We start from the raw sequence: 19,564 nt of genomic DNA, 5'->3' as shown, positions 1-19,564 counted from the left end.
TCGCTCAGCAGAAAAAACGGGGCGCCGTCTTGTCCGGAGAGCGATCCCGGCTCGGCGCGACCTCCGCCGCTTGGCCGGGATGACGACGTCCGCCGCCTACGTCCGCGTCTTCGTTTCCTCGCCGACGCTGACGGGCGGCTCCTTGTGGCCGCCGAACTGGAACCGCATCGCCGACAGCAAGCGGTCGGAGAACGGATGCGCGACGCGCGAGCGGAACCGGGCGAACAGCGCCGCCGCCAGCACGTCGGCCGGCACAGCCTCCTCGATCGCGGCCTCGATGGTCCAGCGCCCCTCGCCCGAATCGGCGACGCGGCCCTCGAAGCCGTCGAGATGCGGATCGGCGGCGAGCGCCGTCGCGGTCAGGTCGAGCAGCCAGGACGACACCACGCTGCCGCGCCGCCACAGCTCCGCGACGTCGGCCACGTCGATGTCGAAGCGGCGGTCCTCCGGCAGCTCGGCCGAGGCCTTGCCGCGGATGATGTCGAAGCCTTCTGCGTAAGCCTGCATCAGGCCGTACTCGATGCCGTTGTGGATCATCTTCACGAAGTGGCCCGAGCCCACCGGGCCGCAGTGCATGTAGCCCTGCTCCACGCGCGGATCGCGGCCCTCGCGCTGCGGCGTCGGGTCGATCGAGCCGGCGCCCGGCGCGAGCGCGGCGAAGATCGGGTCGAGCCGGTCGACCGCGGCCTTGTCGCCGCCGATCATCAGGCAGTAGCCGCGCTCCCGGCCCCAGACCCCGCCGGACGTGCCGACGTCGACATAGTGCAGGCCCTTGTCGGCGAACGCCTTCGCGCGGCGGACGTCGTCCTTGTAGAAGGTGTTGCCGCCGTCGATGACCACGTCGTCGGGATCGAGCCCCGCGAGCAGCTCCGACACCGCATTCTCGGTGATCTCGCCCTCGGGCAGCATGACCCACACCGCGCGCGGCGACGGCAGCGCGGCCGCGAGCTCGGCGAGCGAACGCGCCGGCGCCGCCCCGTCGGCGGCGAGCGTGTCGACGGCCGTCGCCGAGACGTCGAACACGACGCAGTCGTGGCCCTTGTCCATCAGGCGGCGGGCGATGTTGCCGCCCATGCGGCCGAGGCCGACGACTCCGATCTTCATGGCTGCTCCTCATTCTGCTCGCCATTGGCGCGACCGGAGATAACCCCTCCCGCGGCCACGTCGAGAGCGCTCACGCAGATCTGGCATGCGTTCGGCGCCGTATCGACCATCCGCCAGGATTGACGCCGCCGGGAAGAACGGGCGAGATCGCCGCGGCGACAAAATAATCATGAATAATAAGGGCGTTCCGGAGGAATCATGAATTCGAGCGAACCGCCGCGCGGCCGCCGGGCCGCAGGGGCATGAACGCGCACGACGCCGCGCCGGCGGCCGCGGTCGCCGATCTCGCGATTCGGGAGCGGGTCGGCCAGCTTCGCCGGGGGCTCGAAGCCGGGCTGATCGGCTCCGGCGCGCTGATCGAACGCCTGCTCATAGGCCTGCTCACCGGCGGCCACGTGCTGGTCGAAGGCGCGCCCGGCCTCGCCAAGACCCGCGCCGTCAAGCGGCTGTCGGCGGGCCTCGACTCCTCCTTCGCGCGCATCCAGTGCACGCCGGACCTGATGCCGGCGGACCTGACCGGCACGACCGTGTGGCGGCCCGACCAGGGCCGTTTCGAATTCCTCGCCGGCCCGCTGTTCCATTCGCTGGTGCTGGTGGACGAGATCAACCGCGCCCCCCCGAAGGTGCAGTCCGCCCTTCTCGAGGCCATGGCCGAGCGGCAGGTCACGGCGGGTTCGGCCACCTATCCGCTCCCCGATCCGTTCATGGTGGTGGCGACCCAGAACCCGATCGAGCACGAGGGCACCTTCCCGCTGCCGGAGGCCCAGCTCGACCGTTTCCTGCTGCATGTGGTCGTGGGACTGCCCGACGCAGCCTCGGAGCGGAGGATTCTCGATCTCGTCGAGCGCGAGACGATCGGCGGCGAGGACGCCATGCCGCTGAAGCTCTCGGCCGACGAGGTCCGCCGCGCCCGCCGCGACGTGGCGAACGTGCACCTCGCTCCGGCGCTCAAGGACTACATCGTGCGCATCGTCTCGGCGACGCGCGAGGCCGACGTCGTCCCCGAGGTGCGCCGGGCGATCGAGTATCCGGTCTCGCCGCGCGGCACGCTCTCGCTCGCCGCCGCCGCCAAGGCGCGCGCCTATCTCGAGGGCCGCGACCACGCCACGCCCGACGACGTCGCCGAACTCGCCGCCGACACGCTGGCGCACCGCCTGGTGCTGACGTGGCGGGCGGCCGCGGACGGCCGGACGGCGCGCGACCTGGTCGCGCCGCTGCTCGACGCCGTCCGTCCGCTCTGAGCGCGGCGGCCATGGACGCGGCCGGCGTTCCCGGCGTCGATCTCGACGCTTCCGCGCTGATGGGCCTGCGCCATCTGACCCGGCGTTCGCCGCCGATCACGCCGCGCCGGCTCGCCGCGCGGCCGGGCGGGATCGTGACGCGTCGCCGCGGCCGCGGCAGCGAGATCGACGACGTGCGCCTGTGGGCGGACGGCGACGACATCCGCCACATCGACAAGAACACCACCGCCCGCTCGGGCCAGCCGCATGTGCGCACCTTCCGCGACGAGCGCGAGCGCGCCGTGCTGCTGATGGCGGATTTCCGGCCGGCCATGCTGTTCGGCACGCGGCGCGCGTTCCGCTCGGTCGCGGCCGCGGAGGCGCTCGCGATCGTCGGCTGGCGCGCGGTGGCGGAGGGCGGGCGCATCGGCGCGCTCTGCGCCGGGACCGGCGAGCCCGCCTTCGCGCGGCCGAAAGGCGGCGAGCGCGCCATGACGACGGTCGTCGGCGTCATGGCGGGCGCTCACGCCCGCGCCCTCGCCGAACCGGACCGGGACGATCCCCCGCTGGACGCCGCGCTCGACACGGCCGTCGGCGCCCTTCCCCGCGGCGGCCATCTGGTTCTGGCGACCGGTCTCGACGCGCCCGGCGCGCGCTTCGACGAGATCGCGAAGGCCGCGACCGCGCGCGTCTCGATCACCGTGCTGCTGGTCGCCGACGCGCTCGAAATCTCGCCGCCGAAGGGCGCTTTCGCCTTCCTGACCCGCGACGGCCGCAGCGGTTGGTTCTCGGACCGGAGCGCCCGCCCGAGCGGGCCGGACCCGCGCGTCGCCCGGCTCGAGGCGCTCGGCCTCGCCGTGCTGCAGATCGACGCCGGCCTCGGGCCCGAACGCGCGGCCGCCGCGCTGGAGCGCGTCGATGCCGCCCGCTGACGAGCTTCAGGGCCTGCGCGGCCTGCACCTGCCGCCGGCGGCAGGCTCCTACTGGACCGACATCGGCCTCGCCGTCGCGCTGGGTCTCGTGTTGGCGCTCTGCGCCGCCCTGCTGTTCCGGCTGCTGGCGCGCCCGCGGCTGTCGCTGCGCGCGAGCGCCATCGCGGCGTTCGAGGACACGCTCGCTCTGCCCGAGGACGAGAGACGCGTGGCCCAGGCGGCCCTGCTCCGCCGCGTCGTCCGCACCGTCGCGGGCGAGGAGGACGCCCGCCGCGTCGGCGGCGAATGGGCGGAGACCCTCGACCGCGTGTTCGGCTCAGATCTCTTCACCGCACGCGGAGGCCGCGTCTTTGCGGACGGTCTCTACGTCCGCGGCGCCGGCGACACCGCCGCGCTCGACGACGAACTCGGCGCGCTGATGCGCCGGCTGGGGCGCTGAAGCCGATGTGGGAGTTCGCGAACCCGTACGTGTTCGTGCTGCTGGCGCTGCCGCCGCTGGTCGCCTGGTTCGCGGCCCCGGACGCGCGCGTCGGCGGCGCGCTGAAGGCCCCCGACACGGTGGTCGGCGCGTTCGCGGACACGAATGCGGTCCGGGCGCCGGCGCGGGACCGCAAGGTCGCGGCCTGGATCGCCTGGATCGCGCTTGTCGCCGCCCTCGCCGGCCCGCGCGTGGTGCTGCCGGCGTCGGCGCTGCCCACGACCGGCCGCGACCTGATGATCGCGCTCGACCTGTCCGGCAGCATGGAGCGGCGCGACTTCGCGCTCGACGGGGTTGTCGCGCGTCGGCTCGACGTGGTGCGCAGGCTCGGCTCCGACTTCGTCCGCGGCCGCGCCGGGGATCGCGTCGGGCTCGTCGCCTTCGCCGACCGCGCCTTCGTCGCGGCGGAGCCGAGCTACGACGTTGACGCGGTCGCGAGCGCCTTCGACGCCGCCGCGATCGGCCTCGTCGGCCGCTCGACCGCCATCGGCGAGGGTCTCGGCCTCGCGCTCCGGCGGCTCGCCGACGCCCCAGGCAAGGCCCGCGTGGTCGTGCTGCTGTCGGACGGCTCAAACAACGCCGGCTCGGCGCTGCCGCGCGACGTGGCCCAGCTCGCCAAGACGCTCGGCGTCCGCGTCCACACCATCGCCATGGGCCCGAAGGAGACGACCGAGGTCACGGGCTACGACCCGGACGTGGTCGACGCCGCGACGCTTCGGAACATCGCCGAGGTCAGCGGCGGATCGTTCTTCCGCGTGCGCGCGACCGAGGATCTGCAGAAAGCGATCGCGGCGATCGACGAGATTGAGCCGACGCGGACGCTCGCCCCCGCGGCGCCGATCTGGCGCGAGCTCTGGCCGTGGCCGGCCGGGCTCGCCTTTCTTGCGACGGTCGCGGGCGCGCTTTGGCCGGGGCGGCGGCGATGATCGACTTAGGCGCCTTTGCCCTGCTGCGTCCGTGGTGGCTGCTCGCGCTGCCCTTCGCGATCGCGCTCGCCTTTGTCGCGGTCCGGCGCGCGGGAGAGGCCGGCGAGTGGCGGCGCGCGGTCGATCCGCATCTGTTCGCCGCCCTCGCCCGGCGCGGCGCGCTCGTCGCCGGACGCGGACGCAGCGCCCTGCTCGCGGCGCTCGCCGCGGGCGCGATCGCGCTGGCGCTGACGGGCCCCGCCGTGGAGCGCGCCGGGGCCGGCAGCTTCCGCAATCTCGACGCCGTGGTGATCGCCATGGACCTGTCGCGCTCGGTCGCCGACAGCCCGCGCTTCCGCGACGCCAAGATCGCGGCCTACGCCGCGGCCGAGGCCGCGGGCTCCCGCCAGATCGCGATCGTCGTCTACGCTGGCGACGCCTATCTCGCGAACCCGCCGACGACCGATCACAAGGCGATCGAGACCATGATCTTCTCGCTCGATGGCGAGACCGTGCCGGACGTCGGCAGCGCGCCGACCACGGCGCTGGCGCTCGCGCGCGAAACCCTGCGCAAGGCCGGCGTGGTCGGCGGCGACGTGGTGCTGGTCTCGGACGGCGGCGGGCTCAACCAGGGCGCCGAGGCCGAGGCGCGCGCGCTGGCCTTCGAAGGGCATGCGGTCAGCACACTGTACGTTCCGCCGACCCCGCTCGCGCCGACGAAGCCGGATGCGCCCGGCCGCGCCGAGCTCGGACTGATCGCGAGCCTCGGCGGCGGCGAGGCCGCCGACATCGAGCGGCCGGACGCGGTCGTCTCCGCGCTGTCGCGCTCGGCGGCGGAGCGGCTCGGCCCCGGCCCGTTCTCGTCCATCGTCTGGTTCGATCTCGGGCGCGCGCTGCTGCTGCTCGCCTGCGCACCCGCCCTGCTGCTGTTCCGGAGGAGCGCATGATCCGCGCAGGGCTCGTGCTCGCGGCCGCCGTCGCCGCCGTCGTCGTCGCCGACCCGCGGGAGCCGCTCGGCCGCGCGCTCTATCACGCGGGCCTGCCTGGCCTCGCCGGAGCGCTGCTGGAGGGGCCGGACTGGCGCGCCGCCGTGCTCTACGCGCAAGGGCGTTACGACGAGGCCGCCGAGTTGTTCCAGGGGCGGCGCTTCGCGGGGGCGACCTACGACCTCGGCACCGCGCTCGCGCGCGCCGGGCGGCTCGCCGAGGCCGAGACGGCCCTGAACGAGGCGCTGTTCCTCGACCCCAACGACGACGACGCTCGCCACAACCTTGCGCTCGTCGAGGCGCTCAGGGCGAAGCGCGAGGCCATCGACCGCGACGCCAACAACCCCGCCAACGCGCGCGCGGCCAGGCAGAAGCGTGGCGGCGAGGCGCCGTCCGACGCCGAGAACGACGTCAACTCGACCGGCGAGGGCATGGCCGGCGACCGCGACAGCGGGCGCGAGGCGCAGTCGCCGGGCGGCAGCCAGGTCGCCCGCGCCGGCCGCGCTGAACAGAGCAAGGCGTCCGACGAACGCTCCGCCGCCCGCGGCTCGATCGGCGCGGCGGAAGGCGCGGGCCGGACCGGGACGGAGCAGGCGAGCGTCGCGAAGCAGATGGAGCAGCCGTCGCTGCGGCTGTCGAAGAGCCACCAGCAGCAGGCGGTGAGCGCTTCGCCGCAGTGGCTCGCCACCCTCCCGGACGATCCCGGAAAGTACCTCAAGCTGAAGCTCGCCGCCGAGCGCGCCCGGCGCGTGGAGCGCGGCGTCGCGGCGCCTACGGGGACCGAACAATGGTGACCCGCCTCCTCCGCGCACTGACCCTCGCCTTCGCGGTGCTGGCCGCGAGCGGGGCCATCGCGCAGCCGTCCGAGATGGAGGACGTGCGGCTGACGGTGACGCCGCTCGTGAAGGAGCCGCCCTACCCGCACGAGCTCGTGCTGCTGCAGATCGAGGGCGTCTACCGCCCGCTGATCAACCGCGAGAAGCTGGTGCAGCCGGAGCTCGTCGACTTCGCCTGGGCGGAGCTCGGCAAGGACACGCTGGAGACCGTGGAGGACGACGGTTTCGCCAAGCGGCGCTTCGTCCGGATCATCGCGGTCTATCCCAACCGTTCCGGCAAGCTTCGGATCGCTCCGTTCATCCACAGGCTGTCCGTGGTCGACGGCGCGCGCAGCCGCGAGATCGAAGTGCGCTCCGCGCCCGTCACGCTCGACGTCGCGGAATGGAAGGGCCCGGGCGGCCCCAACGACGCCAGCGCCTGGTGGCTGCCGGCGCGCTCCGTCGAGGTGACGGACGAGTGGTCGGGCGATCCCGACCATGTGCCGCGCGGCGAGACGCTGCGCCGGACGGTGACGATCCTCGCCGACGGCGTGCCCGCCGACATGCTGCCGGCGACGCCGGTGCTGCGCTCGCCGGGCGTCATCAGCTTCAAGGGGCCGAGCGACCGCGAGACCAAGATCGCCGCGCGCGGGCCGATCTCCCGCGCGACCTACAGCTGGGAGATCCGGCCCACCACCGCGTTCCCGGCGACCGTGCAGGAAATCCGCATCCCGTGGTTCGATACCGGCGCCCGCAAGATGCGCGAGGCGGTGATCCCGGCCCGCCGCATGGCCTGGGCCGCGGCCGCCGACGAGACCGGGGAGCCGCCCCCGCCGAAGTCCGAGCGCCCGCCGCTGCTCGCGGCGCTCGGGGCGGGCGTCGTGGCGCTGCTCGCCGGCTTCGGCGTCCTGCTGGCCGGCGGCGGGGCGGAAGGGCTCCGGCTGCCGAAGCGCGCGCCGGCGGAGCTGCGGGCGATGCGGCGCGCGGCCCGGCGCGGCGACGCCTCCGCCTTCCGGGCGGCGCTGACCGACCTCGCCCGCGCGGAGCCCGAGACCGCCGCGCGCCTCAGGGCGGATCCGGCGGCGCAGGCGGGCGTCGCGGCGCTCGACCGCCGGCTGTTCGCGGACGCAGCCCCTGAGGAGACGCCCGATCTCCGGAAGCTCGCCGCCGCGGTCGCCAAAGCTCGCCGCGCCGCCTCGGGCCTGCGGGTCGCGCCCCGCTCCGCGCTGGCGCCGCTCGACGGAGCGCGCCCGACGTCCTGAGCCATGGCAGCACAAATGTCACGCCTGCCGATTCGGTGGGCGCCCGAGGCCCGTTCCTCGTTGGCGCGGCGGGGGGTCTCTTGCTAGCGTCGCCTGTCTTCCGCATCCGGGATCCACATCCGCAATGACCTATTGCGTCGGCCTGCTCGTCCGCGACGGCCTCGTCATGATCGCCGACACCCGCACCAACGCGGGCATCGACAACATCGCCGTGTTCCGCAAGCTCAAGATCGTCTCGGAGAAGGGACGTCGCGTGCTCGCCATCGCGACGTCGGGCAACCTGTCGGTCAGCCAGTCGGTGCTCAGCCTGCTGGCCGAGGGCGTAGAGAATCCCGAGACCGGCGAGCTCGAGACGCTCGACAGCCAGCCGACCATGTTCAAGGCGGCGCAGCTCGTCGGCCGCGCCGTGCGCGAGGTCTGGCGCGTCGACGGGCCGGGGCTCGAGCAGATGACCGCCCGGTTCGACGTGCAGCTTCTGTTCGGGGGGCAGGTCGCGGGCGGGCGGCTGCGGCTTTTTATGATCTACGCCGCCGGCAACTTCATCGAGGTCACGCCGGACACGCCCTATTTCCAGATCGGCGAGCACAAATACGGCAAGCCGATCCTCGACCGCGCCGTGACCTACGACACCGACCTCTACGACGCGCTCAAGATCGGCCTGATCTCGATGGACTCGACCATGCGCTCGAATCTCGGCGTCGGGCCGCCCATCGACATTCTGGTCCTGAGAAAGGACGCGCTGGAGCCGGAGCTCGACTACCGCATCGAGCCGTCCGAGCCCTACTTCCTCGATCTCCGCGAGCGCTGGTCCAAGGCGCTCCGCTCCGCCCACATGGAGATTCCGCGTCCGCCCTACGGGTCGAACGTGCCGGGCGACATCTGAGGCCAATCCGCCGTCATGGCCGGACTCAAGCCGGGCATCCTCCGACGCGGGCGCTTCCCCGCGGGCTCTCCGGGCGAGGCCCGGCGATAGCTCTCCGCCCTCACTCGCCGAGCGTGGGACCCTGCGGCGCTTGCGGTCGGGCGCCGCCTTTGCAGTCGACGAGCCACACGTCGTAGATCGGGTGCTCGACGCTCGACAGGCCGGGGCTCGCGGCGAACATCCAGCCCGAGAAGATCTTCTTCTGCTCGTCGCCAAGCGTGGTCTCGACCACCTCGACATAGGAGGTGGTGTTCGGCTGCTCGGTCGGCGGGCGCGTGTAGCAGATGCGCGGCGTCACCTGCAGCGCGCCGAAGGCGACGGTGCGGTCGATCGCGACGTCGAACTCGGTGATGCGGCCGGTGATCTTGTCGAGGCCGTTGAACACCGCGACGGGGTTCTCGATGCGCGGCGTCGGCGCGAGCACCTCGGGGCGGCCGCGCTTCGGCTCCGGGGTCGTCGCGGTGCCGGGATTCTGGGCCTGCGCCGGGTGGGGGGCGAGCGCCGCGGCGGACAGCGCGGCGGCGATCAGCAGGCGTGTCGGCGTCACAGGCGAATCCCGGGGAATGGTGAGGCGGTGCCGCCGCCGAAAAGACGCGGCGATTGCGGCCCTGTCGCGGCGCCGGGGCCGTCGCCCCGGCGCGCGCGTGGTCCGAACGCTCAGGAGCCCGGCGTCCAGGCCTCGTAGTCGCCGGTGGCGGCGGGCCGCCGGCGCTCCGCCGAGAGCGTCGAGCCCTTCGGGCGGTAGGCCTCGCGCGTGCCGGTCTTGTTGGACCGGTGCGGCTTCTCCCACTCGCGGGCGGCGTAAGACTCGGCGGTCGGAGGCGCCTCGACGGTGTGGTGCATCCAGCCGTGCCAGCCAGTCGGGATGGCCGAAGCTTCGGCGTAGCCGGAATAGACCACCCAGCGGCGCTCGGGCCCGAAGGCCGCGTTCTTTTCCGGGTCGTTCTTCAGCCGGTAGTAGCGGTTGCCGAACTCGTCCTCGCCGACGAACTCGCCGCCCCGCGACAGCGCGAAGCGCGTGCCGACGGTGGCGCCGTTCCACCAGGTGAAGATATCCGTGAGCACGCTCATAAGGGACATGTGGGCGAGGCCTCGCCGGTTGGACGCCGTGCGCCCGGTATGCTGCGCGGGGCCGGACTTGTCCAGCCCCGCGAGCGAAGAGCGGGCGGGCCGCCCGCTCTTCAGGTTCAGCTCTTCACGAAGGCGAGCAGGTCGGCGTTGAGGACGTCGGCGTTGACGGTCAGCATGCCGTGGCCGAAGCCCGGATAGGTCTTGAGCGTCCCGTTCTTCAGCAGCGGAGCGGAAAGCCGCGCGCTGGCGTCGATCGGGACGATCTGGTCGTCCTCGCCGTGCAGCACCAGCGTCGGCACGCTGATCGCCTTCAGGTCCTCGGTCTGGTCGGTCTCCGAGAACGCCTTGATGCCGTCGTAATGCGCCTTGGCCGAGCCCATCATGCCCTGCCGCCACCAGTTGTTGATCACGCCCTGGTCGACCTTCGCGCCCGGCCGGTTGAAGCCGTAGAACGGGCCGGTCGGCACGTCGAGGAAGAACTGGGCGCGGTTGGCCGCCGTCGCCTGGCGGAAGCCGTCGAACACCTCGATCGGGAGGCCGCCGGGATTGGCGTCGGTCTTGAGCATCAGCGGCGGCACCGCGCTGACCAGCACCGCTTTGGCGACGCGGCCCTGCGGCTCGCCGTGCTTGGCCACGTAGCGCGCCACCTCGCCGCCGCCCGTGGAATGGCCGATGTGGACGGCGTTCCTGAGGTCGAGATGCTGGGCGACCGCCGCGGCGTCGGCGGCGTAATGGTCCATGTCGTGCCCGTCCCAGACCTGCGCCGAGCGGCCGTGGCCGCGGCGGTCGTGGGCGACGACGCGGTAGCCCTTCGACAGGAAGAACAGCAGCTGCGCGTCCCAGTCGTCGGAGGACAACGGCCAACCGTGGTGGAACACGATCGGCTGCGCGTCCTTCGGACCCCAGTCCTTGTAGAAAATCTCGACGCCGTCGGACGTCGTGACGAAATTGCCGGCCATGATGTCGTCTCCGTGGTGTGCGGGCCGGGATTGGCCCTTGGGTTCCGCGCCGCGCGCGGGAAGCGTGGTGAGCAGCGCCGCGCCTGCGGCCGAAGCCATCACGGCGCGCCGGGTCAGGGCGCCGCGAAAGCTCGTCGGGTCTTGGTCCATCGTCGTCTCCTGCGCTCTCGGCCCGTGGCGACCGCCGCGACGTCTTCGCGGCGTTTCGTGAAGCCAATATGAGCGCGCCCAGGCCTCCGCAGGATTGGCGATTTCGACATAAAGCGGGCTGAAAACGACAAACGGCTTTTCGCCTCTCGGCTCCGCCTTCAACGGGCTGCGATGAGGTTCAAAAAGCCCGTTTCATCCATAAGCGCGCTGGATCGCCACCAATGCTTGAAGACTGAGTCACTCGAGGACGAGACGCGGAGCGTTCCGTCGAAGCGATAGTGCGCTGGATCGGGTCTCGCTGTAGCGACCTGGATTAGTAACCTATGTCCGCAACCGCTCGGAGGGCACTATATATAGTGGTGGAAAGCGGGGATAGGGTCAACCAATTGGGATGTCGCCTTGACCGTGTTCGGTTGCGCCGGCAACTTGATGACGACCTCAGGTCATCAGTTTGGGCCGCCGGATGGCTAGATCCGACGGCCCTTCAATGACCGGACCCACTATTATTGCCGAGCGTGGGGCAGGCTATCGACAAAGGCACACTGTTGCCTTCACGCGGAGTGGTCAAGCTCGGCAAATTCGGTCGGAGATATGACCATGCTTGAGTACGTGATCAGAGCTATTCGCCAGAAGGATATGATTTACCTCGACTATCCTCCAGGCATCCGTCTCATCGAGCCGCACGCTGTGGGCTACGGTAGCGACGGACAACTTTTGCTGCGCGCATTTCAGGTTAGTGGAGCCACAGCGTCAGGCGCTTCACGGAGCTGGAAACTGTTTCGCCTCGATCGCGTGGAGCAAATTCTCCCCGCCAAATTCGTCTTTTCGGCACCCGAGCAGGGCTATCGTCGAGGCGACCCCGCCATGACGCGAGGTATCATCGTAGAGCTGTGATGCCTCCCTCAGCCGTGTATGCGCATCGTTTTTCGCCGCCAGAACACGCAACTTTCCACACATTATGATCGCTAAGGCGACGCTTGTTCGGATCGCTCAGGAATGAGGATGTTTCGGCCAAGCGTCGCCGTGTGCTCCTGCGCGAATCTGTTTTCCCCACATATCACAGCGAAAAACGGGGAGCGAAAAGCGGTCGATCGATCGCGTTGAGATCGTTTATGTTTCGCGGGTAAGGCTTTTTTAAACCCACAGGATGACTACATATTGCGCGTGAGGTCGCCTCGCTCTCAATAGGTAGTGTCTCGTTTGACTCGCTCTGTCGACTCGACCTAGCGTTTTGACATCAAGCGCAGGGCTTGAAGCGCCTTCCTCGCCACTCTGTTGAGCAATACGCGTCTTCGTCCGAAATGGGGGAAGGCGCGAGCAAAGCAGTGCGCGTTTGAGTAGGTGAAGACCGAATTGTCCGATTAGACGGTTGGGAAAACCAGACATGCGCATCGAACGTCGCTACACCCAGGCCGGCCAGTCGCCCTACGCGACGATCGCGTTTCGCAAGGCGACCAGCGAGATCCGCAATCCGGACGGCTCGACCGTGTTCCGCGCCGCCGACATCGACGTGCCCGAGGCCTGGAGCCAGGTCGCGGTCGACATCCTGGCGCAGAAGTACTTTCGCAAGGCCGGCATCCCGGCGAAGCTGAAGGCGGTCGAGGAGAACACGGTTCCCTCCTGGCTCTGGCGCTCGGTCGCCGACACGGACGCGCTCGCCGCCCTGCCCGAGGCCGAACGCCACGGCCCTGAGCGCGACGCCCGGCAGGTGTTCGACCGTCTCGCCGGCGCCTGGACCTATTGGGGCTGGACCCACCGCTATTTCGACGGGGAGGAGGACGCCCGCGCCTTCTTCGACGAGCTCGCCTACATGCTCGCGACCCAGAAGGCCGCGCCGAACTCGCCGCAGTGGTTCAACACCGGCCTGCACTGGGCCTACGGCATCGACGGCCCGTCCCAGGGCCACTTCTACGCCGACCACCGGACCGGCGAGGTCCGCGCCTCCGAGAGCGCCTATGAGCGGCCGCAGCCGCACGCCTGCTTCATCCAGGGCGTCTCGGACGATCTGGTGAACGACGGCGGCATCATGGACCTGTGGGTGCGCGAGGCGCGCCTGTTCAAGTACGGCTCCGGCACCGGCTCCAACTTCTCCCAGCTCCGCGGCGAGGGCGAGCGGCTCTCGGGCGGCGGAAAGTCGTCCGGCCTGATGTCCTTCCTCAAGATCGGCGACCGCGCCGCCGGCGCGATCAAGTCGGGCGGCACGACGCGTCGCGCGGCCAAGATGGTGGTGGTCGACGCTGACCATCCCGACATCGAGAACTACGTCTCCTGGAAGGTGAAGGAGGAGCAGAAGGTCGCCGCGCTCGTCACCGGCTCGAAGGTGGTGAAGAAGCACCTGAAGGCGATCCTCAAGGCCTGCGTCAACTGCGACGGCCCGGACGGCGACTGCTCCAACCCGGAGAAGAACCCCGCGCTCAAGCGCGAGGTGAAGCTCGCCCGCAAGGCGCTCGTGCCGGACAGCCTGATCAAGCGCGTGCTGCAGCAGGCGGCGCAGGGCGTGACCGACGTCGACTTCGACACCTATGACACCGACTGGGACGGCGAGGCCTATCTCACCGTCGCCGGCCAGAACTCCAACAACTCGGTGCGGGTCACCGACGACTTCCTGCGCGCGGTCGAGACCGACGGCGACTGGAGCCTGATCGGCCGCACCACCGGCAAGGTCACCAAGACGCTGAAGGCGCGCGGCCTGTGGGACCAGGTGTCCTACGCCGCCTGGGCCTGCGCCGACCCCGGCATCCAGTTCCACACCACCGTCAACGACTGGCACACCTGCCCGGCTTCAGGCCCGATCCGCGCTTCGAATCCGTGCTCGGAGTACATGTTCCTCGACGACACGGCCTGCAATCTCGCCTCGCTGAACCTCCTGCAGTTCCGCCGCGCCGATAAGAGCTTCGACGTCGAATCCTACGCCCACGCCTGCCGGCTGTGGACCGTCGTGCTCGAGATCTCCGTGCTGATGGCGCAGTTCCCGTCGCGGCAGATCGCGGCGCTCTCCTGGCGCTACCGCACGCTCGGCATCGGCTACGCCAACATCGGCGGCCTGCTGATGTCGTCCGGCATCGGCTACGACAGCCCGCAAGCCCGCGCGATCTGCGGCGCGCTCTCCGCGCTGATGACCGGCACGGCCTACGCCACTTCCGCCGAGATGGCGGGCGAGCTCGGCGCGTTCGAGGGCTATCCGGAAAACCGCGAGCACATGCTGCGGGTGATCCGCAACCACGCCCGCGCCGCCCGCAGCGAGTCCGCCGGCTACGAGAGCCTCGCCACCTTACCCGTGCCGCTCGACGCCGGATCCTGCGCCGACCAGTCGATCGTCTCGGCCGCCCGCGCCGCCTGGGACCGCGCGCTGACGCTTGGTGAGGCCAACGGCTTCCGCAACGCGCAGGTCTCCGTCGTCGCGCCGACCGGCACGATCGGCCTGGTGATGGACTGCGACACCACCGGCATCGAGCCGGACTTCGCGCTGGTGAAGTTCAAGAAGCTCGCCGGCGGCGGCTACTTCAAGATCATCAACCGCGCGGTGCCCGAGGCCCTGCGCGCGCTCGGCTACGCCGAGCACCAGATCGCCGAGATCGAGGCCTACGCGGTCGGCCATGGCTCGCTCGCCCAGGCGCCCGCGATCAACCCCGGCTCGCTCCGCGCCAAGGGTTTTCCGGACGAGGCGATCCAGGCGCTCGAGGCCGCGGCGAAGTCCGCCTTCGACGTCAAGTTCATCTTCAACAAGTGGACGCTTGGCGAGGCCTTCCTCACCCAGGCGCTGAAGGTGCCGGCCGAGAAGCTCGAGGACCCGTCCTTCGACCTGCTCAGCCACCTCGGCTTCTCCAAGGCCGACGTCGAGGCCGCGAACACCCACGTCTGCGGCGCGATGACGGTCGAAGGCGCCCCGCACCTCAAGGTCGAGCACTACCACGTGTTCGACTGCGCCAACCCCTGCGGACGGACCGGCAAGCGCTTCCTCTCGGTCGAGAGCCACATCCGCATGATGGCGGCGGCGCAGCCCTTCATCTCGGGCGCAATCTCCAAGACCATCAACATGCCGAACGACGCGACGGTGGAGGACTGCTCCGCGGCCTACATGCTGTCGTGGAAGCTCGCGCTGAAGGCGAACGCGCTCTACCGCGACGGCTCCAAGCTCTCGCAGCCGCTCTCGGCCCAGCTGATCGCGGACGAGGACGACGAGGAGGACGCCCTCGAGGCGCTGGTGGCGCAGCCGTCCGCGGCCCGCACCGCCCAGGTGATCGAAAAGATCGTCGAGCGCGTGCAGCTTCAGGTGGTCCGCGAGCGGGAGAAGCTGCCGGGCCGGCGCAAGGGCTACACCCAGAAAGCCATCGTCGGCGGCCACAAGGTCTATCTGCGCACCGGCGAATACGACGACGGCCGCATCGGCGAGATCTTCATCGACATGCACAAGGAAGGCGCCGCCTTCCGCTCGGTGATGAACAACTTCGCCATCGCGGTCTCGCTCGGCCTGCAATACGGCGTGCCGCTCGAGGAGTATGTGGAGGCCTTCACCTTCACCCGCTTCGAGCCGGCCGGCTTCGTGCAGGGCAACGACACCATCAAGAACGCGACCTCGATCCTCGACTACGTGTTCCGCGAGCTCGCGATTTCATACCTCTCCCGCTACGACCTCGCCCATGTGGACCCGTCCGACATCACGCCGGACGCGATTGGCGGCGGCGTCGACCAGGGCAAGGCGCCCGCGGTTCCGGTCTCCAAGGGACTCTTGCGCGGGCGGCAGCTGTCGGCCGTGCCGGGCGTCGGCGGCACGCCGGAGCCGAAGGGCTCGTCCAACGTCACCGCCATCGGCGGCTCCCGCCCCGCGACGACGGCCGGCCTCGCCGTCCAGGGCGCGACCGCGCTGAAGCGCGAGCCGCAGGCCGCGCCTGCCGCGGAGGAGGCGCTCGGCCACCTCGCCTGGGAGGCTCCGAAGGAGGCCGCCCCTGCGCCCAAGACCGCCGACGCCCGCCGCGCCGAAGCGCGGCTCAAGGGCTACGAAGGCGAGAACTGCTCGGAATGCGGCAACTTCACCATGGTCCGCAACGGGACTTGCTTGAAGTGTGACACGTGCGGCTCGACGAGCGGATGTAGCTGAGGCGCAGCAAACGCCGCCACGCGTCGGTCATCCTCGGGCTTCACCGGAGGATCCATCCGGCGCGGACGCCGCCGGCGACAGATGGACGGCCGGGTCAAGCCCGGCCATGACGGTCGAGGGTCCTATCCGGATATTGCGACCCAGCCAGAACGGACCTGCTCCTCCCTCCGAAACGCCGCCGTCATGGTCCGGCTTGATCGGACCATCCCTCCATCCATTCCTCCGTCTGACATTGCCGGCCTGACGCGCCCGCCCATGGCGGCCGGACGCGCGCGGCCGGGCGGTCAGCGCTCCTCGCCCATCTCCTCGACGAGCCGCCGCATCAGTTCGGCGGCCGGCAGCTCGCGCGCGAGCGGAGCGCCCTGCCCGGCCCAGAACGCCGCGGCGTCGTCGCTTCCCCTGGCGGAGGCCGCGGCGTGGAGCGCCTTGCCGGCGTCGTAGGCGACGGGATAGGCGGGCACGGGCGGCGCGCCGGGGGCGGCGGCCTCGCGCATGAGGCGGTTCGTAAGACCGCGCGCGGGGCGGCCGGAGATCGCCGAGGTCAGCCGGGTGTCGAAGGCGCGCGGGCTCTTCAGCGCTGCGCGGTAGGCCGGGCCGGCCGCGCTTTCGGGACAGAGCGCGAAGGCGGTGCCGAGCTGCGCGCCGGCGGCGCCGAGCGCGAGCGCGGCCCGCACGCCGCGCCCGTCCGTGATCCCGCCGGCCGCGAGCACCGGGATGCGCGCCCGCCGCGCGATCAGGCTGACGAGCACGCTCGCGCTCAAGGCGGCGTCGGGCGCCTCGAGCTCGAACATGCCACGATGGCCGCCGGCCTCGACGCCCTGCGCCACGATCACGTCGATCCCGGCGGCCTCGATCAGCTCCGCCTCGTCCGGATTGGTGGCGGTCGCCATGGTCACCACGCCCGCGGCGCGGAACGCATCCACATGGGTCCGCGGCGGCAGGCCGAAATGGAAGCTGACGACCTTTGGCCGCGCGTCCAGCAGCAGCCGGAAGGCCTCGTCGTCCTGCAGATAGCTCTTGTAGATCTCAGCCAGCGCGGCGGGAGGCTCCGCCCCGAAGGCCGCGAACAGCGGCGCCAGCCAGCGCAGCCAGGCGGCCTCGCGGTCGGCGTCGCGCGCCGCCGGCGGATGGCAGAACACATTGACGTTGAAGGGCTTCGCCGTCAGCGCCTTCGTGGCGGCGATCATGTCGCGGGCCGCCTGCCCACCGGCCGCGCCGATGGCGATCGAGCCAAGTCCGCCGGCGTCGGAGACGGCCGCGGCGAGCTCAGGGGTGGAGACGCCCGCCATCGGCGCCTGAACGATCGGGGCCGCCGCTCCGACGAGGGCGAGGAAGCGGTCGGTCGAGGTCGTTGCGGCCCGTGCCATCGCGGCGCTCCTGCGGTTCCGGAGCCACCGATCTGGCGGCTCAGGGCCGAAAGCTCAACCCGCAGCGTTCGAGGTGGCGGGCCCTCGCGCGGGCTCCGGCCGTGGCGCAGCCACGGAGCGCCGCGCGGCGGAGGTCGCTGCGGAGGCGTCCGGCAGGTCGAGCCGAACCACCAGTCCGTGGGGCTCGCCGTCGCGCAGCTCCATCGTCCCGCCATGGCCGCCGATGACCTCGTGGACGATCGACAGGCCGAGGCCGAACCCGCCCGGCGCGCTGGAGCTGCGGCTGGCGTCGCCCTTGAAGAACGGCTCGATCACCTTGGCGCGCATCGCCTCGGGGACGCCGGCGCCGTCGTCGACGACCTCGATCCGCACGCCGCCGCCCGGCAGCGGCTCGAGCCGCACCGTCACGACGCCGGCGAACTTCAGGCCGTTATCGACGAGATTGGTGACCGCCCGCGCCAGCGACTGCGGTTTGCAGGCGAAGGTCAGCCGGTCCGGCCCCTCGTAGGAGGCCGGCATATCCATGTTCGCGAAGTCATGGCAGACGGTCTGGAGCAGGCTCGGCAGGTCGACGCGCTGCGTCGTTTCGGTCGAGACCTCCCGTCGAAGATAGGTCAGCGTCTCCTGGATCATCGCGTCGATGCGGCTGATGTCGGTCAGCATGGCGTCGCGGAGCGCCGCGTCGGTCGTGCGCTCGGCCCGCATGCGCAGCCGCGTCAGGGGCGTGCGCAGGTCATGGCTGATGGCGCGCACCATGCGGGTGCGGCCCTCGATCATGTCCCGGATGCGGGTGCGCATGTCGTTGAGCGCCCTTGCGAGCGCGCTGATCTCCTTCGGCCCGCGCTCGTCGAACGGCCGGTCCGGGCCTTCGTCGGGGCTCAAGTCCTGCGCCGCGCGAGCGAAATTCGTCAGCGGCGCCATGATGACCGCGCCGGCGTAGACCGCCAGCAGCAGCATCGGCAGCACGACGATCAGGATCTTCATCGCGAAGAACACGCGTTCCGGGTGCAGCAGAGGCAGCGGCGGACGCGGGGTCGGCGCGAAGGCGAGCGTCGCGCCGTCGGGCAGGCGCACGGCGATGACGTCGCCTTCCGAGCCCGCCGAGGTCCGCCGTCGGACGTCCGCGTCGAGCGACGCGCCGAACGCCTTATGAATGTCGGCGAGGTCGCAGTCGTCGCTCGTCGACGCGGCGAGTTCGTTCGCCGCGGCCTGCGCGGACAGCCGTTCGACCTTCAACCCGGTCGCGCTCGTCGCGGCCATGATCGCTTCGGCCGCCTGCGGGCCTTCGGCGGCGGCGAGCTGGGACACGACCATCTGGATCCGGGTCGCGACCTTGCTCGCGTAGGGCGCCTTGTTCTCCGCGCTGTGCAGCAGGCCGGCCACCAGCACCATGACCAGCACGGGCGTGATCGCCAGGAAGAGAATCTGGCGGCGGATAGAGCCGCACAGGAACAGGCTGCGCCAGCGGCTCATGACGCTTCGACCACGGGCGTGAACAGGTAGCCGCCAAGCCGCACGGTCTTGATGAGGCTCGGGTCCTTTGGGTTCGGCTCGATCTTCTGGCGGATGCGGCTGACGTGGACGTCGACGCTGCGCTCGACCGGGCCGGCGACGCCCGCATGGGTCAGGGACAGAAGTTGCTCGCGGGTCAGGACCTGGCCGGCGTTCTGGCACAGCGCGACGAGCAGATCGAACTCGGCGGTGGTCATGAACACCTGCGCGCCGGCGCAGTCCACAAGCGTCCGCGCGACCGGATCGACCGTCCAGCCCGCGAAGGTCATCGCGCTCCGCCGGCCGGGGCGTTCCGAGCCGTAGGAGGCGCGCCGGAGCAGACCCTTGATCCGGGCGAGCAGCTCGCGGGTGTTGAAGGGCTTGGTGACGTAGTCGTCGGCGCCGAACTCAAGGCCGACGATGCGGTCCACGTCGGCCGCGACGGCGGTGAGCATGACGATCGGCGTCCGCGCCTCCGCCCGCAGCCGCCGGCAGATGCTGAAGCCGTCCTCTCCCGGCAGCATGACGTCGAGCACGATCAGGTCGAACGACTGCCGGCGCAACAACCGGTCCATCTCCGCGCCGGATTGCGCGGCGACAGCGGCGTAGCCGTTCTGCGTCAACGTCTCGGCCAGCATGCCGGCGATGTCGCGGTCGTCTTCGACGATGAGGATCGACGCCGGCGCCTCTGGCGCGCAGTTCTGGAAGGTCTGCATCTGCATGTTCATCGAACGCGGTTCCGCGACTTTAGTGGTCAAAGGTCCCACGTGAACGCCTGCGCTGTCACCCAACGAGTTGTTTTGT

General features: G+C 70.9%; 16 protein-coding genes and 1 pseudogene. 10 read left to right on the top strand and 7 right to left on the bottom strand.

Going from position 1 to position 19,564, the window contains the following annotated elements; genetic code table 11:
- Positions 1-96: 96 nt before the first annotated feature.
- Positions 97-1,104, bottom strand: a complete 1,008-nt coding sequence (gene gnd / locus PKE78_RS13480; protein WP_271201419.1) for a phosphogluconate dehydrogenase (NAD(+)-dependent, decarboxylating) — start codon at positions 1,102-1,104, stop codon at positions 97-99.
- A gap of 242 nt (positions 1,105-1,346) precedes the next feature.
- Between gnd and PKE78_RS13475 the strand changes: the two genes are divergently transcribed.
- The 8 genes from PKE78_RS13475 to PKE78_RS13440 all read left to right on the top strand — a co-directional run bounded on the left by PKE78_RS13475 (position 1,347) and on the right by PKE78_RS13440 (position 8,585).
- Entirely contained in the window at positions 1,347-2,345 is a 999-nt protein-coding gene (locus PKE78_RS13475) for an AAA family ATPase (RefSeq protein ID WP_271201418.1), read from the top strand.
- Between the two features lie 11 nt (positions 2,346-2,356).
- Positions 2,357-3,256 carry a DUF58 domain-containing protein gene (locus PKE78_RS13470; protein ID WP_271201417.1) on the top strand — a complete coding sequence of 300 codons (900 nt, stop codon included), beginning with the start codon at positions 2,357-2,359 and terminating at the stop codon, positions 3,254-3,256.
- Positions 3,243-3,695: a DUF4381 family protein gene (locus PKE78_RS13465; protein WP_271201416.1), complete on the top strand. Its 453-nt coding sequence runs from the start codon at positions 3,243-3,245 to the stop codon at positions 3,693-3,695. Before PKE78_RS13470 ends, PKE78_RS13465 begins: the two co-directional genes overlap by 14 nt.
- A gap of 5 nt (positions 3,696-3,700) precedes the next feature.
- Positions 3,701-4,660, top strand: a complete 960-nt coding sequence (locus tag PKE78_RS13460) for a VWA domain-containing protein (protein ID WP_271201415.1) — start codon at positions 3,701-3,703, stop codon at positions 4,658-4,660.
- Positions 4,657-5,586 (top strand): VWA domain-containing protein, encoded by a 930-nt coding sequence (locus PKE78_RS13455; protein WP_271201414.1) that lies wholly within the window; start codon positions 4,657-4,659, stop codon positions 5,584-5,586. Before PKE78_RS13460 ends, PKE78_RS13455 begins: the two co-directional genes overlap by 4 nt.
- Positions 5,583-6,419 carry a tetratricopeptide repeat protein gene (locus PKE78_RS13450; RefSeq protein WP_271201413.1) on the top strand — a complete coding sequence of 279 codons (837 nt, stop codon included), beginning with the start codon at positions 5,583-5,585 and terminating at the stop codon, positions 6,417-6,419. The genes PKE78_RS13455 and PKE78_RS13450 overlap by 4 nt, the downstream gene beginning before the upstream one ends.
- Positions 6,413-7,702, top strand: coding sequence for a hypothetical protein (locus tag PKE78_RS13445; protein WP_271201412.1), 1,290 nt, complete (start codon positions 6,413-6,415; stop codon positions 7,700-7,702). The genes PKE78_RS13450 and PKE78_RS13445 overlap by 7 nt, the downstream gene beginning before the upstream one ends.
- A gap of 124 nt (positions 7,703-7,826) precedes the next feature.
- Positions 7,827-8,585 carry a proteasome-type protease gene (locus PKE78_RS13440; RefSeq protein ID WP_271201411.1) on the top strand — a complete coding sequence of 253 codons (759 nt, stop codon included), beginning with the start codon at positions 7,827-7,829 and terminating at the stop codon, positions 8,583-8,585.
- Positions 8,586-8,724: 139 nt separating this feature from the next.
- Here the strand turns inward: PKE78_RS13440 and PKE78_RS13435 are convergent.
- From PKE78_RS13435 to PKE78_RS13425, 3 genes and pseudogenes are all read right to left on the bottom strand, one after another.
- A pseudogene (locus tag PKE78_RS13435) lies at positions 8,725-9,138 on the bottom strand (DUF2155 domain-containing protein); the annotation flags it as partial.
- Positions 9,139-9,281: 143 nt separating this feature from the next.
- On the bottom strand, positions 9,282-9,695 hold the full coding sequence (locus tag PKE78_RS13430) for an NADH:ubiquinone oxidoreductase subunit NDUFA12 (RefSeq protein WP_271201989.1): 414 nt from the start codon (positions 9,693-9,695) through the stop codon (positions 9,282-9,284).
- Positions 9,696-9,811: 116 nt separating this feature from the next.
- Entirely contained in the window at positions 9,812-10,654 is an 843-nt protein-coding gene (locus PKE78_RS13425; RefSeq protein ID WP_271201988.1) for an alpha/beta fold hydrolase, read from the bottom strand.
- A 747-nt stretch (positions 10,655-11,401) separates the two neighbouring features.
- Here PKE78_RS13425 and PKE78_RS13420 point away from each other — a divergent pair.
- Both PKE78_RS13420 and PKE78_RS13415 read left to right on the top strand, forming a co-directional pair.
- Entirely contained in the window at positions 11,402-11,698 is a 297-nt protein-coding gene (locus PKE78_RS13420) for a hypothetical protein (RefSeq protein ID WP_271201410.1), read from the top strand.
- A gap of 490 nt (positions 11,699-12,188) precedes the next feature.
- Positions 12,189-15,902: a vitamin B12-dependent ribonucleotide reductase gene (locus tag PKE78_RS13415; protein ID WP_271201409.1), complete on the top strand. Its 3,714-nt coding sequence runs from the start codon at positions 12,189-12,191 to the stop codon at positions 15,900-15,902.
- 284 nt (positions 15,903-16,186) lie between these two features.
- On the opposite strand, the gene PKE78_RS13410 is transcribed toward PKE78_RS13415, so the two are convergent.
- From PKE78_RS13410 to PKE78_RS13400, 3 genes are read right to left on the bottom strand one after another with little or no spacing between them, the layout of a single operon-like run.
- The gene (locus tag PKE78_RS13410; protein ID WP_271201408.1) at positions 16,187-17,269 is read right to left on the bottom strand and encodes an NAD(P)H-dependent flavin oxidoreductase; all 1,083 of its coding nucleotides are present in this window, start codon (positions 17,267-17,269) and stop codon (positions 16,187-16,189) included.
- A gap of 54 nt (positions 17,270-17,323) precedes the next feature.
- Entirely contained in the window at positions 17,324-18,742 is a 1,419-nt protein-coding gene (locus PKE78_RS13405; protein WP_271201407.1) for a sensor histidine kinase, read from the bottom strand.
- Positions 18,739-19,488 (bottom strand): response regulator, encoded by a 750-nt coding sequence (locus PKE78_RS13400; RefSeq protein ID WP_271201406.1) that lies wholly within the window; start codon positions 19,486-19,488, stop codon positions 18,739-18,741. The genes PKE78_RS13405 and PKE78_RS13400 overlap by 4 nt, the downstream gene beginning before the upstream one ends.
- Positions 19,489-19,564: the final 76 nt, after the last annotated feature.

The sequence above is a fragment of the Methylopila turkensis genome (genome assembly GCF_027922325.1).
Taxonomy (GTDB): Bacteria; Pseudomonadota; Alphaproteobacteria; order Rhizobiales; family Methylopilaceae; genus Methylopila; species Methylopila turkensis.
This window is presented reverse-complemented; position numbering and strand designations above follow the sequence as displayed.

Coding starts and splice junctions, on each gene's coding strand:
- gnd (WP_271201419.1), bottom strand. CDS start 1,104: ATGAAGATCGGAGTCGTCGGCCTCGGCCGCATGGGCGGCAACATCGCC.
- PKE78_RS13475 (WP_271201418.1), top strand. CDS start 1,347: ATGAACGCGCACGACGCCGCGCCGGCGGCCGCGGTCGCCGATCTCGCG.
- PKE78_RS13470 (WP_271201417.1), top strand. CDS start 2,357: ATGGACGCGGCCGGCGTTCCCGGCGTCGATCTCGACGCTTCCGCGCTG.
- PKE78_RS13465 (WP_271201416.1), top strand. CDS start 3,243: ATGCCGCCCGCTGACGAGCTTCAGGGCCTGCGCGGCCTGCACCTGCCG.
- PKE78_RS13460 (WP_271201415.1), top strand. CDS start 3,701: ATGTGGGAGTTCGCGAACCCGTACGTGTTCGTGCTGCTGGCGCTGCCG.
- PKE78_RS13455 (WP_271201414.1), top strand. CDS start 4,657: ATGATCGACTTAGGCGCCTTTGCCCTGCTGCGTCCGTGGTGGCTGCTC.
- PKE78_RS13450 (WP_271201413.1), top strand. CDS start 5,583: ATGATCCGCGCAGGGCTCGTGCTCGCGGCCGCCGTCGCCGCCGTCGTC.
- PKE78_RS13445 (WP_271201412.1), top strand. CDS start 6,413: ATGGTGACCCGCCTCCTCCGCGCACTGACCCTCGCCTTCGCGGTGCTG.
- PKE78_RS13440 (WP_271201411.1), top strand. CDS start 7,827: ATGACCTATTGCGTCGGCCTGCTCGTCCGCGACGGCCTCGTCATGATC.
- PKE78_RS13430 (WP_271201989.1), bottom strand. CDS start 9,695: ATGAGCGTGCTCACGGATATCTTCACCTGGTGGAACGGCGCCACCGTC.
- PKE78_RS13425 (WP_271201988.1), bottom strand. CDS start 10,654: ATGGCCGGCAATTTCGTCACGACGTCCGACGGCGTCGAGATTTTCTAC.
- PKE78_RS13420 (WP_271201410.1), top strand. CDS start 11,402: ATGCTTGAGTACGTGATCAGAGCTATTCGCCAGAAGGATATGATTTAC.
- PKE78_RS13415 (WP_271201409.1), top strand. CDS start 12,189: ATGCGCATCGAACGTCGCTACACCCAGGCCGGCCAGTCGCCCTACGCG.
- PKE78_RS13410 (WP_271201408.1), bottom strand. CDS start 17,269: ATGGCACGGGCCGCAACGACCTCGACCGACCGCTTCCTCGCCCTCGTC.
- PKE78_RS13405 (WP_271201407.1), bottom strand. CDS start 18,742: ATGAGCCGCTGGCGCAGCCTGTTCCTGTGCGGCTCTATCCGCCGCCAG.
- PKE78_RS13400 (WP_271201406.1), bottom strand. CDS start 19,488: ATGAACATGCAGATGCAGACCTTCCAGAACTGCGCGCCAGAGGCGCCG.